General features: G+C 64.6%; 15 protein-coding genes and 1 pseudogene. 9 read left to right on the top strand and 7 right to left on the bottom strand.

Annotation, left to right across the window (positions count from 1 at the left end; all coding sequences use genetic code 11):
- Positions 1-248 precede the first annotated feature (248 nt).
- On the bottom strand, positions 249-890 hold the full coding sequence (locus tag EAV90_RS32965) for a helix-turn-helix domain-containing protein (protein WP_162500144.1): 642 nt from the start codon (positions 888-890) through the stop codon (positions 249-251).
- 178 nt (positions 891-1,068) lie between these two features.
- Here EAV90_RS32965 and EAV90_RS32960 point away from each other — a divergent pair, with 178 nt between their 5' ends.
- From EAV90_RS32960 to EAV90_RS32945, 4 genes are read left to right on the top strand one after another with little or no spacing between them, the layout of a single operon-like run.
- On the top strand, positions 1,069-1,827 hold the full coding sequence (locus EAV90_RS32960; protein ID WP_122401204.1) for an ABC transporter substrate-binding protein: 759 nt from the start codon (positions 1,069-1,071) through the stop codon (positions 1,825-1,827).
- A 31-nt stretch (positions 1,828-1,858) separates the two neighbouring features.
- Positions 1,859-2,512 (top strand): amino acid ABC transporter permease, encoded by a 654-nt coding sequence (locus tag EAV90_RS32955; protein WP_122401205.1) that lies wholly within the window; start codon positions 1,859-1,861, stop codon positions 2,510-2,512.
- Entirely contained in the window at positions 2,509-3,240 is a 732-nt protein-coding gene (locus EAV90_RS32950; RefSeq protein ID WP_122401206.1) for an amino acid ABC transporter ATP-binding protein, read from the top strand. The genes EAV90_RS32955 and EAV90_RS32950 overlap by 4 nt, the downstream gene beginning before the upstream one ends.
- Before the next feature lie 12 nt (positions 3,241-3,252).
- Positions 3,253-4,536 carry an NAD(P)/FAD-dependent oxidoreductase gene (locus EAV90_RS32945; RefSeq protein WP_122401207.1) on the top strand — a complete coding sequence of 428 codons (1,284 nt, stop codon included), beginning with the start codon at positions 3,253-3,255 and terminating at the stop codon, positions 4,534-4,536.
- A gap of 52 nt (positions 4,537-4,588) precedes the next feature.
- Here EAV90_RS32945 and EAV90_RS39845 read toward each other — a convergent pair whose 3' ends face one another.
- The 4 genes from EAV90_RS39845 to EAV90_RS32930 form a co-directional block, all read right to left on the bottom strand.
- Positions 4,589-4,813 (bottom strand): hypothetical protein, encoded by a 225-nt coding sequence (locus tag EAV90_RS39845; RefSeq protein ID WP_162500145.1) that lies wholly within the window; start codon positions 4,811-4,813, stop codon positions 4,589-4,591.
- Positions 4,814-4,971: 158 nt separating this feature from the next.
- Entirely contained in the window at positions 4,972-6,564 is a 1,593-nt protein-coding gene (locus EAV90_RS32935; protein WP_122401209.1) for a gamma-glutamyltransferase family protein, read from the bottom strand.
- Between the two features lie 243 nt (positions 6,565-6,807).
- A complete protein-coding gene (locus EAV90_RS39840; RefSeq protein WP_164937212.1) occupies positions 6,808-6,984 on the bottom strand; it encodes a hypothetical protein in 177 nt (58 codons plus the stop codon).
- 9 nt (positions 6,985-6,993) lie between these two features.
- Positions 6,994-7,227 carry a DUF6894 family protein gene (locus EAV90_RS32930; protein WP_122401210.1) on the bottom strand — a complete coding sequence of 78 codons (234 nt, stop codon included), beginning with the start codon at positions 7,225-7,227 and terminating at the stop codon, positions 6,994-6,996.
- Positions 7,228-7,428: 201 nt separating this feature from the next.
- On the opposite strand from EAV90_RS32930, the pseudogene EAV90_RS32925 reads away from it, so the two are divergent.
- A pseudogene (locus EAV90_RS32925) lies at positions 7,429-9,490 on the top strand (PQQ-dependent sugar dehydrogenase).
- Entirely contained in the window at positions 9,447-10,388 is a 942-nt protein-coding gene (locus EAV90_RS32920; protein ID WP_162500146.1) for an SMP-30/gluconolactonase/LRE family protein, read from the top strand. Before EAV90_RS32925 ends, EAV90_RS32920 begins: the two are co-directional and overlap by 44 nt.
- Positions 10,389-10,654: 266 nt before the next feature.
- Here the strand turns inward: EAV90_RS32920 and EAV90_RS32910 are convergent, their stop codons facing one another.
- Positions 10,655-11,488, bottom strand: coding sequence for a Crp/Fnr family transcriptional regulator (locus EAV90_RS32910; protein WP_122401213.1), 834 nt, complete (start codon positions 11,486-11,488; stop codon positions 10,655-10,657).
- A 159-nt stretch (positions 11,489-11,647) separates the two neighbouring features.
- On the bottom strand, positions 11,648-11,827 hold the full coding sequence (locus tag EAV90_RS32905; RefSeq protein ID WP_122401214.1) for a hypothetical protein: 180 nt from the start codon (positions 11,825-11,827) through the stop codon (positions 11,648-11,650).
- Here EAV90_RS32905 and EAV90_RS32900 point away from each other — a divergent pair.
- From EAV90_RS32900 to EAV90_RS32890, 3 genes are read left to right on the top strand one after another with little or no spacing between them, the layout of a single operon-like run.
- A complete protein-coding gene (locus EAV90_RS32900) occupies positions 11,814-13,211 on the top strand; it encodes an ABC transporter substrate-binding protein (RefSeq protein ID WP_430644759.1) in 1,398 nt (465 codons plus the stop codon). The genes EAV90_RS32905 and EAV90_RS32900 overlap by 14 nt on opposite strands.
- Positions 13,212-13,215: 4 nt before the next feature.
- The gene (locus EAV90_RS32895) at positions 13,216-14,016 is read left to right on the top strand and encodes an ABC transporter permease (protein WP_245509673.1); all 801 of its coding nucleotides are present in this window, start codon (positions 13,216-13,218) and stop codon (positions 14,014-14,016) included.
- Positions 14,013-14,852: an ABC transporter ATP-binding protein gene (locus EAV90_RS32890; RefSeq protein WP_122401217.1), complete on the top strand. Its 840-nt coding sequence runs from the start codon at positions 14,013-14,015 to the stop codon at positions 14,850-14,852. Before EAV90_RS32895 ends, EAV90_RS32890 begins: the two co-directional genes overlap by 4 nt.

Genomic DNA, 14,852 nt, shown 5'->3' with positions numbered 1-14,852 from the left:
CGACCTTGACTCGATCTGCGCGCGCCATCCTACGTGCTCCACGGTCGGGACGAAGAGCTGGCCTGCAATCGAACAAAGAGCTGAACAAACCGCCTTGACACACCAAATCCCCATGTGAGCAATCCAGTATCCCTCCGCGGAGACAGTCTGGATTGCTTCGTCGCAAGGGCTCCTCGCAATGACGATGTGGAGGTAGCGGAGCGCCAACCTATCACGGGCTGAGGGTGTGCGCGCGAAAGGAGGGAGGCTTACGCCCCCGTCACGCAATTCACCCAGAGCACCACGGCCTTCGCATCCTGCGCCGGGTTGGAGAACCGATGCGGCCGGCGGCTGGCGAAACGAAAGCTGTCACCCGTCTTCAGCGACCACGTCCGGCTGTCCACCGTCAGCATCATCTCGCCCTCGAGCACGAGCCCGGCCTCTTCACCATCATGGGTGTAGAGCTCGTCGCCGGTGGAGCCGCCGGGCTCCAGATGCACCAGGAACAGGTTGAGCTTGTTATCGGCGCTGGCCGGGCTCAGCAATTGTTTCGAGACGCCGGTGCGCCAGAGTTTCAGCTCTGGCCGCTGCAGGCCGCGGGTTACCACCTGATCGGAGGAGCCATCGCTGCTCGGGCTTGCGCCGAACAGCGCGGCGATGCCGACGCCGAGCACGTCGGCGAGCGTTGCCAGCACGCGCAGCGACGGCGACGACAGGCCGCGCTCGATCTGGCTGAGAAAACCGATCGACAGATCCGTGCGCGCCGCGACCGTCTCCAGCGAGAATTGCCTGACCCGCCTGAGATCGCGGATGCGACGGCCGACCGCGACGTCCATCGCGGGTTCGGCCGGCTTGGCGACGGCTTTGGCTCTCGCCTTCCTGGCCGGCTTTGCGGCGACCGGTTTGCGCATTCTTTTGCCACCGCTCACGTCAGACAGCCTCCTTCATGTGCATGAAAACCACTTGCATCGTTCGCGAAACTGTGACCAATTTTCATATTGGTGAAACTAGGCCGAAACGGCTGAGCCCGCAACGTCTGGTCACGACATGCGCGAGCGCCGTCACCGGCCAGACCCAAAGGGGGATGCGATGAAGCGTTTTGTCCAGGCCGCGATCGCGGCGCTCGCCATTGCCACAGCCGTGCCGGCGTCGGCGCAACAAGTGCTGAAGGTCGGTTCGACGCCGACGGGCATTCCCTTCACCTTCCTCGACACCAAGACCAACACCATCCAGGGCATCATGGTCGATCTCATCACCGAGGTCGGCAAGGACGCCGGCTTCAACGTTCAGATCGAGCCGATGCAGTTCTCGGCGCTGATCCCCTCGCTGACCTCGAGCAAGATCGACATCATCGCGGCTGCGATGTTCATAACGCCGCCGCGCAAGGAGGTCGTCGACTTCTCCGACCCGATCTACACCTACGGCGAGGGCCTCGTGGTGCCGAAGACCGACACCAAGGCTTACGCCACGCAGGACGACCTGAAGGGCGAGACGGTCGGCGCCCAGGTCGGCACCGCCTTCGTCGACGCGCTGAAGAAGACTGGTCTGTTCGCCGAGGTGAAGGCCTACGACACCATCCCCGACATCCTGCGCGACGTGAACACCGGCCGCCTCAAGGCGGGCTATGCCGACTATCCGATCCTCGCCTACAATCTGAAGCAGGGCGGCTTCCCCGAGGTGCGTCTCGTCGACGGCTATAAGCCGGTCACGGTCGGCTCGGTCGGCATCGGCGTCCGCAAGGGCGAAACTGCGCTGCTCGGCAAGATCAATGCTTCGCTGGCGAAGCTGAAAGCCAACGGCACCATCGACAAGATTCTGGATAAATGGGGCCTGAAGGCACAAGGTTGATCGTGAGCGTCTGACCGATGAAGGCTTCCCGATGAAAGGCTTCTGGCGCGACGCCGTCGAGTTCTTCCCGATCCTGTTGAACGGCGTCGCGTTGACGATCGTCGTCACGGTCGGCTCGCTGCTGCTCTCGACCGTGCTAGGGCTCGTCTGGGCGATGATGCGGGTCTCCGGCATCAAGGCGCTGTCGATGCTCAGCGCCAGCCTGATCAACGTGATCCGCGGCATCCCGATCATCGTGCTGCTGTTCTACCTCTACTTCGTGATGCCCGATCTCGGCGTCACGCTGACGGCCTTGCAGGCTGCGATCCTCGGGCTCGGCATCGCCTATTCGGCCTATCAGGCTGAGAACTTTCGCGCCGGCATCGAGGCGATCGACAAGGGCCAGATCGAGGCGGCGCAGTCGATCGGCATGGGCTGGTGGCTCACCATGCGTCGCGTGGTGCTGCCGCAGGCGGTACGTATCGTGCTGCCGCCCTACGGCAACGTCATGATCATGATGCTGAAGGATTCCTCGCAGGCCTCGACCATCACGGTCGCAGAGCTTGCGTTGCAAGGCAAGCTGATCGCCTCCTCGACCTTCAAGAACACCAGCGTGTTCACCCTGGTGGCGCTGATGTACCTCACCATGAGCATCCCCCTGATCCTGCTGGTCCGTCACTTCGAGAAGCGGGCCCGCAAGCGATGATCGAACTCAACGACGTCCACAAGAGCTTTGGCAAGGTCGAGGTGCTCAAGGGCATCACGGCGAGCGTCGAGAAGGGCGAGGTGGTCTGCATCATCGGGCCATCAGGCTCGGGCAAGTCGACCATCCTGCGCTGCATCAACGGGCTCGAAAGCTACGATCGTGGCGAGATCAGCGTCGAAGGCCTGAAGGTCGATCGCGATGCTCCGTCGATCGTGAACATCCGCACCCAGGTCTCGATGGTGTTCCAGCGCTTCAACCTATTTCCGCATCGGACGGTGCTGGAGAACGTGATTGAGGGGCCGCTCTTCGTGAAGAAGGAGCCGCGCGCCCAGGTGCTCGAGCGCGGCCGCGCTCTGCTCGCCCAGGTCGGGCTTGCCGAGAAGGCCGATGCCCATCCACCGCAACTCTCCGGCGGCCAGCAGCAGCGCGTCGCGATCGCGCGGGCGCTCGCCATGCAACCCAAGGCGATCCTGTTCGACGAGCCGACCTCGGCGCTCGATCCCGAGCTGGTCGGCGAGGTCCTCGGCGTCATGCGCAAGCTCGCCGACGACGGCATGACCATGGTCGTCGTTACCCACGAGATGGGCTTTGCCCGCGATGTCGCCGATCGCGTGCTGTTCATCGACGGCGGAGTCATCGTCGAGCAGGGCCCGGCCAAGGCGCTGCTCAACCAGCCGCAGCATTCGCGCACGCAGGACTTTTTGCGCCGCGTGCTGCATCCGCTCTGACCGGACTTCGCCATGACGCGCCTGCCTCTGCCGCCCTCGCTCTATGCCGACACCGCCGTCGCGCCGGTCGCCACGCCGCCGCTCGACGTCGACAGAAGCGTCTCCGTCGCGATCGTCGGCGGCGGCTACACCGGCCTGTCCACAGCGCTGCATCTGGCCGAGCAAGGCGTCGAGGCGCTGGTGCTTGAGGCGCAGGAACCCGGTTGGGGCGCGTCCGGCAACAATGGCGGCCACACCAATCCCGGACTGAAGCACGATCCCGATCAGATCGAAGCCGATTTCGGCGCAGATCTCGGCCGCCGCATGATCGAGTTCTCCTACGGCACGACGAACTTCACCCACGACCTGATCCGCCGCTACCAGATTCCCTGCGAGGCGCGGCAGAACGGCACGCTGCGCGCGGCTTACAATGAGGCCAGCGCCGCCGCGATCGAGAAGACCGCGCAACAATGTATCCGCCGCGGCATGCCGGTGACCTATCTGAACCGCGAGCAGCTGCGCGAGATGACCGGCACCGACCGTTACATCGGCGCGATGCTGGATACCCGCGGCGGCGATCTGCATCCCCTGAGCTACGCCCGTGGCCTCGCGCGCGCCGCGATCTCCGCGGGCGCGAAGATCCATGGCGAGACGCCGGCATTGTCACTGCGCCGCGACGGCAGGCGCTGGCGCATCGAGACGCCGCGCGCAGTGGTTCATGCCGATAAGGTCCTGCTCGCCACCAACGGCTTCACCGACGATCTCTGGCCGGCGCTCCGCCGCACCATCGTGCCGGTGTTTTCCTCGATCGCCGCGACCGCGCCGCTCTCCGACGCGGTCGCCCGTTCGATCATGCCGACGCGTCCGGTCCTCTACGAGAGCGGCCACATCACGGTCTATTACCGCATCGATCAGCAGAACCGTCTCTTGATGGGCGGCCGCGGCCCGATGCGCTGGATCAAGTCGCCGTATGACGTGGCCTATCTCATCCGTTATGCCGAGCGGCTATGGCCCCAGCTCAAAGGCGCCGCCTGGACCCATGGCTGGAACAGCCGGCTCGCCATCACCAAGGACCATTATCCCCACGTGCATGAGCCCGCGGAGAACATCCTGATCTCGCTCGGCTGCAACGGCCGCGGCGTCGCGCTCTCGACCGCGATGGGCGCGCAACTCGCGCGCCGCCTGATCGGCGGCGCCAAGGCCGAAATCGACATGCCGATCACGGGCATCAAGCCGATCCCGATGCACGCGTTCTGGCCGGTCGGCGTGACGACCGCGGTGATCGCGGGCCGGGTGCGGGACCGGCTTGGCATATGAAAAAGGCGCCGCCCGGATTCGGGCGGCGCCGTGTTGGGAGTTGCAGATTGCGTCAGCAGCGGCCCTGCTTCCACAGCCCGGGCGGGCATCCCATGCCGCGCCAGCCGACCTTGCGTCCATGCGACCAGCCGGGCGGTGTGCCATAGTGATAATGGCCCATCGCGTGACCATGGCCGTGACCGCGACCATGTCCATGTCCGCCCTTTGCAACCGCGGGGCCGGCAAACGTAACGCCGGCCGCGATGATCAGGGACGCGGCGAGCGCAAGTTTCTTCATCTTGTCCTCCACTGGGGCGAGCGCATTTGTCCATTCAATGAACGAACTGTGCGCAGGTAAGTTCCCTGCGAATGTGGAGGAGTCGTGACGCTCGTGCAGATGCGCGATCCCGTATCGGCTCAACGAGCGCTCGCATGATCTCGCGTCGATTTCTGCGCTCAGCCTTCCGCGACCGCCGCGGCCCATGGCTGAAAAATCTCGACCGCCCCATAATTCGTGTCGCCCTCGCGCATCACCACGCTCGGGCAGGCGAATTTCTGCGGCAACGTTTGCACCCGGCCTTCTTCGTAGTCGAAGCGTGCGGCCAGCGCCTTGCGTGCTTCCTCCGGAAGTCGGGCGTCTCCGATCACGATCGCGCCTTCGCTGGCGTCGATGCGCGGCTGATGGATGGCGGCGTCCAGATCCATCCTGAAATCCATCGCGAAGGAGACGAGTTGCATCACGGCGGGCAAAATGCGACGTCCGCCGGAGGCGCCGGCGGCGAGGCGTTTGCCGTCCTTCGTCTCGGCGATAACGGGCGTGTAGTTGCAAAGGCAGCGCTTGCCGGGTGCAAGCGAGTTGGTGGTACCCGGCGTCGGATCGAACCACATGATGCCGTTGTTCATGGTGATACCGGTGTGGGGTGTCACATATTTCGAGCCGAAGGACGAGAGCAGCGTCTGCGTCACCGCCGCGATGTTGCCGTGACGGTCGACGACGGAGAAATGCGTGGTGCAGGCGGGCGCCAGATATTCTGCGCCAAGCGAGCGCTTGCCGTCGGCATCGCCCATGTCCCTGAGCCGCTCGCGGAAGGCCGCCTGCAGGGCGAGCGCATATTCGACATAGGCGGCGGCATCCGGCGCGCCTGCGGGCGTCAAGCTCTGCTGCAACAGGCGCAGCGCATGCGCCATCGTCGGTCCCGCCGTGAGCTCCGGCGTCGCAAGCACCTTGCCCTCGCGATAGGGGATCGCCAGTGGCTCGCGCAGGTGGGCGTGGAATGCGGCGAGATCCTCCACCGACAGCGAGCCGCCGTCGGCCTTGATATCGGAGGCAATGCTCCTGGCGAGATCGCCCTGGTAGAAATCGCGAGGGCCGGCCTCGGCGAGATGTGACAAAGTCGCCTTCATGGTGTCCTGGGGCAGCCGTGTCTCGGATTTGATGCCCCATGGCGCGCTCGGCGGCAGACCGTCTTTCAGGTATGCGGCCGCGCTTGCGGGATAGCGCCTGAGATCCGCCGCAGAGCCAGCGATCGTCACGGTCGTCCACCAATCGACCAGCAGGCCTTCGCCGGCGAGCGCGGCAGCCGGCGCGACCAGATCCTTCCACGGCATCTTTGCGTAGCGGCGATGCGCCTCTTCCATGCCGGCGACGACGCCGGGTACCGCAATCGAGCCGGGACCATGGATGTTGCGGTCATCCTTCACCCGGGGCCAGGGAAACAGGTCGGAGGCCGCCGCGCCTTCGCCACTGAGCGGATAGTCGGCAGTGCGCAGGCTCTGCGGCGCGCACATGCCGTAGTCGATCACCTCGTAGCGATTTTCCTTCGCGCGGTAGAGCACCATCGCACCGCCGCCGCCGATACCACTATTCCAGGGCTCCAGGACGTTCAGGGCAAAGGTGGTTGCGACGATCGCGTCCACGCAGTCGCCACCCGCGGCCAGCACCTGCGCCCCGACTTCAGCAGCCCGCCGCGATTGCGAGGCGACGATGCCGCCCTTCGATTTGACTGCAGGTTTGCGGACGGTCTGGTTGAGGCTGAACTGGTGAGGCATGATCTCGTCTTGTTCTGTGTCTTGTTGGTCTGTGTCTTGGCTTCATTGCGCGACCGCGCAAACGGCGGAGCGAGCGCAGAATGACACATTGCCGCCAACGAGAACAAAGGGAGGCGCGACATGGCTGGTGTGAAATAGGCGGTATGGCGGGGCGCTGCCGTCTCCCAAACGCATCATGGCCGGGTTGAACCCGGCCATGATGGGAAAGAGACGGAAATCAGCTCGAACGCAGCGAAGGAGCGCCTAGAGCGAGCGGTCCAGCCGGCTGGCCTGATATTTGGCGCGCCATTTCGGGCCAGGCCCGCGCATGTAATGCAGCTCGGGGCGATAGGGGTTGCCCGCGACGCGGATCAGCGTCTGCCATTTGGTGGCGACGAAGCTCAGGGGCTGGCGGAACAGGCTCAAGGAAGCGAGCAACATGGTATCACCTCAATGCGGCTTGCCGAGCATGGCGGTGAAGGGGAGATCGAAAATCTCCTCACCGTCGTCATCGCTGACATGGATCACCCAATCGCGCCAGTCCTCGGCACCGGGCGTCTGGATCATCGAGTTCATGATCTGGGTGGCGCGGTCGCGCGCCTCGGTCAGATTGGCGACGGCGGCCCCGTAGTGGTCGATCAGCGTGCCCTCGGTGTTGGAGCAGTGAAAATAGACCTGGACCATGAGCGCCTCCTGTAGAAAGCGATTGGGACGGCAAATCGATACCACCCCAAGCCTTCGCGAAACATTCGGGTCGAGCCCGGTAAGGGAATTTACGGAGATTGGTCGGCACCAAGGTCGTTACAGGTTTAATCACAGGCGAGTGATGACTGGACGGCGCCGAGGCGGCATGGAACAACGTCCGCGGGAAGGTCGGGGGCGACCGTGAATCAGTTCACATTCGAGATCGGACGGCGAAATCTGCGCTTGCTTGCAGGGGTCTTGACCGCCGCGCTGCTCGGCTTAGCGCCGGCATCGTCCGAGCCGGTCAGGAAAAGTGGCTATGCGATCGGCACCGACTCCTGCGGCAGCGGCGATCTCGCCTTCCCCAGAATCGAGATCGACATGAAGGCGGGATTCTGCGCCGGCCTCGTCGCCAGCGAACAGGACCGCCTCAAATTCCCGCGCTCGATCGTCCAGGGACCTGTTCGTCGTCGCCGACATGGGCGGCTGGGGTCATGCCGACGGGCGGCTGCTGCTGCTCGATCCGCATGCGCCCCACGGGCAACGCTTCAAAGAGCTGCTGACGGGGCTCGAATATCCGTTCGGCCTCGTGATCGGTCCCGACAAAAAGCTCTATGCCTCGACCGCGGAGACGATCTTCCGTTTCGATCCGCTCGCCGACAATCCACGGAGCACGGTCGAGACCATCATCCGTCACATGCCCGGCCGCCGAATCACTTTGCCGGACGGCACGAGGCTGGACGAGAGCGCGCATCCGCTGAAGCAATTCGTGCTCGATCGGAATGGACGGCTGTTCGTCAATGTCGGCGCGCACAGCGACGACTGCATCACGCCGGCGCCGATCACCAGGCCCTGCGCTGCGGCCGAAGGCGGCTCCGCGATGGCTGCGATCTGGCTGTTCACGCCGCCACCAGGCGGCGTCTTCCCGGCATTGAAGCCTGGCGATCCCGACCCGCCGCACACCGTCTATGCGCGCGGTCTGCGCAACTCGATGGCGCTGGCGCTGCATCCGAACTTTCCGGATGCCGGCTACGCCTTCCTGCAGGGCGAGAACGGGCGCGATCTGCCCGACATCTTCAAGCCGAACGAGGAGATCAACGCGATCGAGCAGGGCAGGCACTACGGCTGGCCGTATTGCTACGATCTGTCGACGCCGAGTCCCGAATTCAGGCTCGTGCTGCAATCCGGGGTCTACAAGTCGCTCTGGACGGCCAACGCGCTCTATAAGCCGCCGCTCTCGCTGCTGCCGCCGCATGGTGCACCGCTCGCGATGCTCTACTACCACGGCGGCAAATTTCCGGAGCTTGAGGGCAAGCTGCTGGTGGGCCTGCACGGCTATCGCCCGACCGGCAGCCGCTTGCTCGTCTATGATGTCGACGATCACGGCTTCCCCAAACCTGCCCCGGCACCGGTGCGCTATCACGTCAGTTGCGCGGCTGACCCGACCCGCAGTTTCCAAACCGAGGCCGGCGAGGTCGCCGCCGCGCCGTTCGAGGAGCTGATCGCCGGCTGGCACCGCGTCAACGGCGCGCGGCCGCAAGGTGCGCCCGTCGGCATGACGGTTGCGGAGGACGGCGCGATCTGGCTGGTGGAGGACAAGAACCGGACCGTGATCCGCGTCGATCGCGCCGCGGGTGAAGCGCCGGCGCCGCTGCCCTGCGACAGCCGCAGCCCGGCGATGATCGATCAGCTCGCGGCCTTGGTCGCCAGGGATGCACGGAACAGCGCCCGGCTGACCACGCTGCGCAAGGGCCTCGTCGAGAAGCATTGCGTCGGCTGCCACTCGGATTTCGGTCTGAAGGCGGGCCAATCGGAGGCAGAGCAGGACGGCGCCGTGCTCCGTTTCATGCTGTCGCAGGATGGCTGGATCTATCCCGGCGATCCCGACGCCGGCAAGCTGCGCACGCGCCTGCGCGGCCTTGGCGCGGAGAAGCTGATGCCGCCGGGTGGCGAGAGCCTGCCGAAGACCGAGCCTGGCTACAAGCGTCTGCTGGATGCGGCGGATCTGCTCGTCGCGAAGATGGTTCCGGGCACGCGGATGCGGATCAAAGCCGGTCCGCCGCAGCGCAAGTTCTATGACAAGTCCGACAAGGAATGCGGCGAAATACCGGCCGCCAAGGTCGTTGTCGTGACACAAAGGAGCGCTGTAGACAGACCCGGCTTCAGCCGATTCTTTCGGCCGGCCGATCCCTATCTGAATGGCGAGTGCTCCGACGGCGATGGCTATTACATCCGGCAGGAATTTCTGGTGCCTGTGCAGTAGCATCCTCTTCGTCGTCGCCACGGCCCCCGCCCAGGCCGAGACCAGGCTGTTCGAAAGCGTGCAGGTGACGCCCGCCGGCGAATATACGTTCGGCATCGAAGGGCCCGCCGCCGACCTCGACGGCAACCTCTTCGTGGTCAATCTCGGCAAGCCCGGCACCATCGGCAGGCTGCCGGCGGGCGGCGCGGCGTCGGAGCCATTCACGGTGCTTCCCGAAGGCAGTGTCGGCAATGCCATCCGCTTTGCACGCGACGGCACCATGTTCATTGCCGATTACAAGAAGCACAACATCTTCGCGATCCCGAAGGGCGCGACCGAGCCCACCGTCTGGTTTCATTCCGACGAGATGAATCAGCCCAACGACATCACCATCGCGCGCGACGGCACGATCTATGCGAGCGATCCGAACTGGAAAGGCAGGGAAGGTCATATTTGGCGCATCGCGAAGCGAGCCGACGGGACGGTGCGGGGGCAGGTGATGCCGGCGCCGCGCGCGATGGGCACCACCAACGGCATCGATCTCAGCCCGGACGGCAAGACGCTCTATGTGGGCGAATCCAGCAGCGGCCAGATCTGGTCCTATGCGATCAGCGGCAACGAGCTCACTGGCGCAAGGCTCGTGAAGTCGTTTCAGCCCGACACCGTCGACGGCCTGCGCACCGACGTCGCCGGCCGCCTCTATGTCGCGCGCATTCTCAAAGGCACGATCGCGCTGATGAAGCCCAATGGCGCGGTCGAGCGGGAGATCGCGCTTCGGGCCAAGGAGCCGACCAACCTCGCCTTCGGCGGCGGTGACGGCAAGACTGTCTTCGTCACCCAGCGCCAGGGTGGCTTCATCGAATCCTTCCGCACCGACCAGCCGGGGCGCGAGCACTGCCTCCAGCGCGGGCGCTGCTAGAGCATGATCTGCTTCCGATGCAGAGCCGCGCGCACGGATGCGGCATTCTTGCTTGCATCTCGCGGCCGCGGAGATCAAGACTTTCGTGGCACGTCAAGCGAACCTGCGACCACGGAAGGCGGTTATCTCTCGAATATCCTCGGCGCGAATTTGACTTCCGTGCTGGCCGGATTCGAAGAGGCGCGGTGATGCGCGTTCTTCGTTTCTCCCCGTAAGAACGGGGAGAGGGAGGAGAAATGCGGCCCCGGAGCGTCGATCGGCCCACCTCAATGCTTGAACAAGATCTGCTCCAGCAGATCGATCCGCCTGATCCGGATGGAGCTGCCGTCGATGGCGATGATGCGGCGGTTTTGGAAGCGCTTCATCATCATCGTCACCCATTGCCGGGTCGAGCCGACCATGGCCGCGATCTGGTCATGAGTGATCTTGCGGTTGATGACGATGGTGTCGCCGTCGGCCACACCGTGCAGCTCTGACAGCGTGAGCAGGAACTGCGCCAGCCGCTCGATCACCGAGCGCGTGCCGAGGATCTGCGCCATCGAGGAATAGCACTTGCCCTTGGCGATGAGGCCGTCGATCAGCGCCAGCGCGAAGCTCGGCATGCCCTTGAGCAGCTTCTCGAGCGCGGGACCGGAGAGTGCCGTCATCTCGCACGCCTCGATGGCGATGCCGGACCACATGTGAATGCCGCCACCGGAAATCTCCGGACCGCCGATGAAATGTCCCGGCGTCCAGTAGGCGAGCGTGATCTCGCGGCCCGACGGCGCCGTGTAGTAGACCCGAACCTGCCCGCGGCGAATGATGAAGATGCCTTCGTGGCCGTCGCCCTGGCTGAACACCATCTCGCCCTGCGGCACAGTGACGGTGCGCCCGGCCGCATGCACGCGGGCCTGCTCGAATGTGGACAGGCGATCGAGGAAATGCGCCCCCGCGTTGAGCCCGTCGATCGTCTCGCTCATGAACAGTGCCGAGCTCGCGGTCTTCGCGCGCGTGTCGCGGGTTCGACGCGCGGTCTCGCGGGCGGGCCAGTCGAACGTAACGCCCGGCCGATCAACAAAAGCGCCAGGCTCTGTCGCGGCAGCTTCCTTGAGAATGGTCATCGCAATCCGTCAGCTCTCAGATGTCTCGCGAATAGGTAAGAGCGGCGGTGGTGCGATGTCCATCTCTTTGCGATCGTTCCAAATCACTTAGCAAAGCTTGATATGTGCGGCGATCGACGGCGGAATGATTCCTCTGTCGGGAACGCGGTCCTGAGAAAATCATTCACGCCATCGCGCGCGGGATTCACGATGCGCGCAGTTCACGATGGCGATGCAAGTAATTGCTTCAAGCGGTTCGCCGCGACTTCGATAGTGCAGGCTGGCATTGTCGCCGGCATCGCCGGTCTCCGAGGACAGTTCGATGATCGATTTCAGCTCTTTGAGAATGAGTGCGGCCATCTTGGCTTTGACAATCGCGATGTTCGGACCGTCACAGGCGGAGACCATCCGCGTGGCGATCGGAACGCAGGATACGACCATCAACTGCGCGACCGGCGGGCTGCTTATCCGCGAGCTCAAACTGCTGGAGCAGTTCCTGCCTCGCGACGGCAAGTACAAGGACGTCACCTACGACATCCAGTGGAAGAACTTTACCAGCGGCGCACCGCTCACCAACGAGATGGTCGCGGGCAAGCTCGACTTCGGAGCGATGGCGGATTTTCCGGGTTCGCTCAACGGCGTTGCGTTCCAGAAGGCAGGACGCCGCAGCCTGTTCATCAGCGTCTTGTCCGGTAGCACCAAGGGCAGCGGTAACGGCATCGTGGTGCCCTCGAATTCGCCGGTGCAGTCGCTCAGCGAGCTCAAGGGCAAGACAATCTCCGTTCCCTTTGCCTCGACCTCGCACGGCATGCTGCTCCGTGCCATCGAGGCCAAGGGCTGGAACCCCGAGACCGACGTCAATATCATCACGCAGGCGCCCGAGATTGCGGGACCTGCCTTGCAGGCCGGCAAGATCGAGGCGCATGCGGACTTCGTCCCGTTCGCGGAGCTGTTCCCGTGGCGCGGCTTTGCGCGCAAGATCTTCGACGGTGCACAGGCAAATGCTCCGACATTCCACGGTGGGCTGGTCGATGCCGAGTATGCCGAAAAATATCCGGAAATCGTCGTCGCCTATTTGCGCGCCGCGCTCGAAGCGGATCGCCTGATCGCGGAGGAGCCCGAGAAATACAGCGAGCTGATCGCGAAGGTGACGGGCATCGAGGCCGAGGTCGACTACCTCTTTCACGGCCCGCTCGGCCTTCAGACCCGCGACGTGACTTGGAAGGCGGAATACCGGCAGGCGGTCGCGACCTCGATCAAGACGCTGAAGCTGCTCAAGCGCGCCGACAGCGATCTCGACATCAACCAGTTCGTCACAGACAAGTTCATCCGCATCGCGGCCGCGCAGGCGGGCCGTGACTATGACGCGGAGCTGAAGAACTATGCGCAGCTCCCGCTCAGGGCCAAAGATGCAGTGACGGGAGCCGAAATCACCGACTTCAGTCGTGTCGCGCAGATCTGGGTCCGGGACGAGGCTCATGTGCGTCACTACGCCTCGCCCGAGAACGCGCTCAAGGCGCTGGCCGGCATCGAGAAGGACGGCAAGACCATCCGCGTCGTCTATGCCCAGGACCGCGAGAGCGGCATCAAGCTGTTCGCAAACCAAGCCTGGTTCGTGCGGTCGTGGAGCGGCGAGCTGAGCGCGTTCCTGCTCAAGGATGCGGCCGAGCGCTGGTCGAAGCAACATGGCGGTGCGGTGCTCGACTTCGCGGCCGCGCGCGAGTCGCTCGTTGCGAGCCGGTGAGGCCATGACCGCCGCTATCCAGGCGCGGCCTGCGGCCATCCGCTGGGTGGTCCGCGGCCTTTCGATTCTCGCCTGCATCGCGCTGTGGCAGGTCGCGTCCGCGACGCATCTCAATCTCGGGATCGTCACCTTCCGCAACGTGCCGCCGCCGCTCGAGGTCGTGCAATCCGCACTCGCTTTGTTTCGGTCGCCGAAACTGGTGCCCCATATCACCAGCAGCCTCTGGCGCGTGTTCGCAGGTTACGGAGCGGCGGTGGTGCTCGGTGTGATCTTCGGTTTCGCGATCGGCCGGTCGCGCGCCACGAGCGACCTCTTGCTGCCGCCGCTCGAATTGCTGCGGCCGATTCCGGCGGTGGCGTGGATTCCGCTGTCGATCCTGATCTTCCCGTCGTCCGAACTGTCGATGATCTACATCACCTTCATCGGCGCCTTGTTTCCGATCGTGCTGAACACCGTCCATGGCGTTGCGAATGTCGACCGTCGGCTTCTCGCCGCCGCCCGCAGCCTCGGTGCGGGGGAGCTCGCGATCCTGCGAGAGGTCGTGCTGCCGGACGCCGCGCCCAGCATCGTCACGGGCCTTGCGATCGGTATGGGTACCTCGTGGTTCTGTCTCGTCACCGCGGAGATGATCTCGGGTCAGTTCGGCATCGGCTACTACACCTGGGAAGCCTACACGCTCCAGAACTACGCCGACATCATCGTCGGTATGCTGGTCATCGGCCTGCTCGGCATGGGCTCCAGCTGGCTGCTGACGACCGCCGGCCGGCTTCTGATGCCCTGGCGCAGCCCGAAGGTGGCGCGATGAACATCCGGGTGGCGGATATCGGCACCAAGAGCGTCGGTCGCATCGACATCGCCGGCGTCTCGATTGCGCTCGGCTTCGGCGCCGAGGCAATCGAGGCCGTGAGCGGCCTCGATTTCTCCATTGCGCCGGGCGAGTTCGTCTGCATTCTCGGTCCCTCCGGCTGCGGCAAGTCCACGCTGCTCGGCGCGCTGGCCGGGCATCTGCCGGTCACGGCGGGGCAGCTGACCGTCGACGGGCAGCCGATCCAGGGGCCGAGCCCGGACCGGGGTATGGTGTTCCAGCAGCACACGCTGTTTCCCTGGAAGCGGGTGCGCGACAATGTCGCCTTCGGCCCGAAGATGCGTGGCCTTTCGAAGAAGGAACGCGACCGTGCCGCCGACGCCATCATCAAGCTGGTCGGCCTTTCCGGCTTCGAGACGTTTTACCCTGCGCAATTGTCGGGCGGCATGCAGCAACGCGTCGAGATCGCGCGGGTCCTGATCAACCAGCCGCGGGTGCTGCTGATGGACGAACCCTTCAGCGCGCTCGATGCGCAGACGCGCGGCATGATGCAGGCGGTGCTGCTCGACATCTGGAGCAAAATCCCGACGACCACGGTCTTCGTCACCCACGACATCGACGAGGCCCTCTTCCTCGCCGATCGCATCGTCGTGATGAGCGCAAGACCCGGCCGTGTCATCGAGGACGTCGTCCTGACCTTCGCACGGCCGCGCAGCCACGATCTCGTGACCGAACCCGAGTTCGTGCGGCTGAAGCGGCATGTCATGCAGCTGCTGCGCCGGCCGGAAGGCTCCGAGCCGCTGGCGCGACTGAGCCCGCTCGGCGTGCGGTCCTAA

It is taken from the genome of Bradyrhizobium vignae, from assembly GCF_004114425.1.
Classification (GTDB): Bacteria; Pseudomonadota; Alphaproteobacteria; order Rhizobiales; family Xanthobacteraceae; genus Bradyrhizobium; species Bradyrhizobium vignae.
Note: the sequence above shows the minus strand (reverse complement) of the source record. Positions and strands in the feature narration are given on the sequence as shown.

What these genes read in the sequence shown, in the direction of transcription:
- EAV90_RS32920 (WP_162500146.1), top strand. Translation starts at nt 9,447, where the DNA reads ATGGCTATTACATCCGGCAGGAATTTCTGGTGCCTGTGCAGTAGCATC.
- EAV90_RS32945 (WP_122401207.1), top strand. Translation starts at nt 3,253, where the DNA reads ATGACGCGCCTGCCTCTGCCGCCCTCGCTCTATGCCGACACCGCCGTC.
- EAV90_RS32905 (WP_122401214.1), bottom strand. Translation starts at nt 11,827, where the DNA reads ATGGCCGCACTCATTCTCAAAGAGCTGAAATCGATCATCGAACTGTCC.
- EAV90_RS32930 (WP_122401210.1), bottom strand. Translation starts at nt 7,227, where the DNA reads ATGGTCCAGGTCTATTTTCACTGCTCCAACACCGAGGGCACGCTGATC.
- EAV90_RS32895 (WP_245509673.1), top strand. Translation starts at nt 13,216, where the DNA reads ATGACCGCCGCTATCCAGGCGCGGCCTGCGGCCATCCGCTGGGTGGTC.
- EAV90_RS32890 (WP_122401217.1), top strand. Translation starts at nt 14,013, where the DNA reads ATGAACATCCGGGTGGCGGATATCGGCACCAAGAGCGTCGGTCGCATC.
- EAV90_RS32955 (WP_122401205.1), top strand. Translation starts at nt 1,859, where the DNA reads ATGAAAGGCTTCTGGCGCGACGCCGTCGAGTTCTTCCCGATCCTGTTG.
- EAV90_RS32950 (WP_122401206.1), top strand. Translation starts at nt 2,509, where the DNA reads ATGATCGAACTCAACGACGTCCACAAGAGCTTTGGCAAGGTCGAGGTG.
- EAV90_RS32935 (WP_122401209.1), bottom strand. Translation starts at nt 6,564, where the DNA reads ATGCCTCACCAGTTCAGCCTCAACCAGACCGTCCGCAAACCTGCAGTC.
- EAV90_RS39840 (WP_164937212.1), bottom strand. Translation starts at nt 6,984, where the DNA reads ATGTTGCTCGCTTCCTTGAGCCTGTTCCGCCAGCCCCTGAGCTTCGTC.
- EAV90_RS32960 (WP_122401204.1), top strand. Translation starts at nt 1,069, where the DNA reads ATGAAGCGTTTTGTCCAGGCCGCGATCGCGGCGCTCGCCATTGCCACA.
- EAV90_RS39845 (WP_162500145.1), bottom strand. Translation starts at nt 4,813, where the DNA reads ATGAAGAAACTTGCGCTCGCCGCGTCCCTGATCATCGCGGCCGGCGTT.
- EAV90_RS32965 (WP_162500144.1), bottom strand. Translation starts at nt 890, where the DNA reads ATGCGCAAACCGGTCGCCGCAAAGCCGGCCAGGAAGGCGAGAGCCAAA.
- EAV90_RS32910 (WP_122401213.1), bottom strand. Translation starts at nt 11,488, where the DNA reads ATGACCATTCTCAAGGAAGCTGCCGCGACAGAGCCTGGCGCTTTTGTT.
- EAV90_RS32900 (WP_430644759.1), top strand. Translation starts at nt 11,814, where the DNA reads ATGAGTGCGGCCATCTTGGCTTTGACAATCGCGATGTTCGGACCGTCA.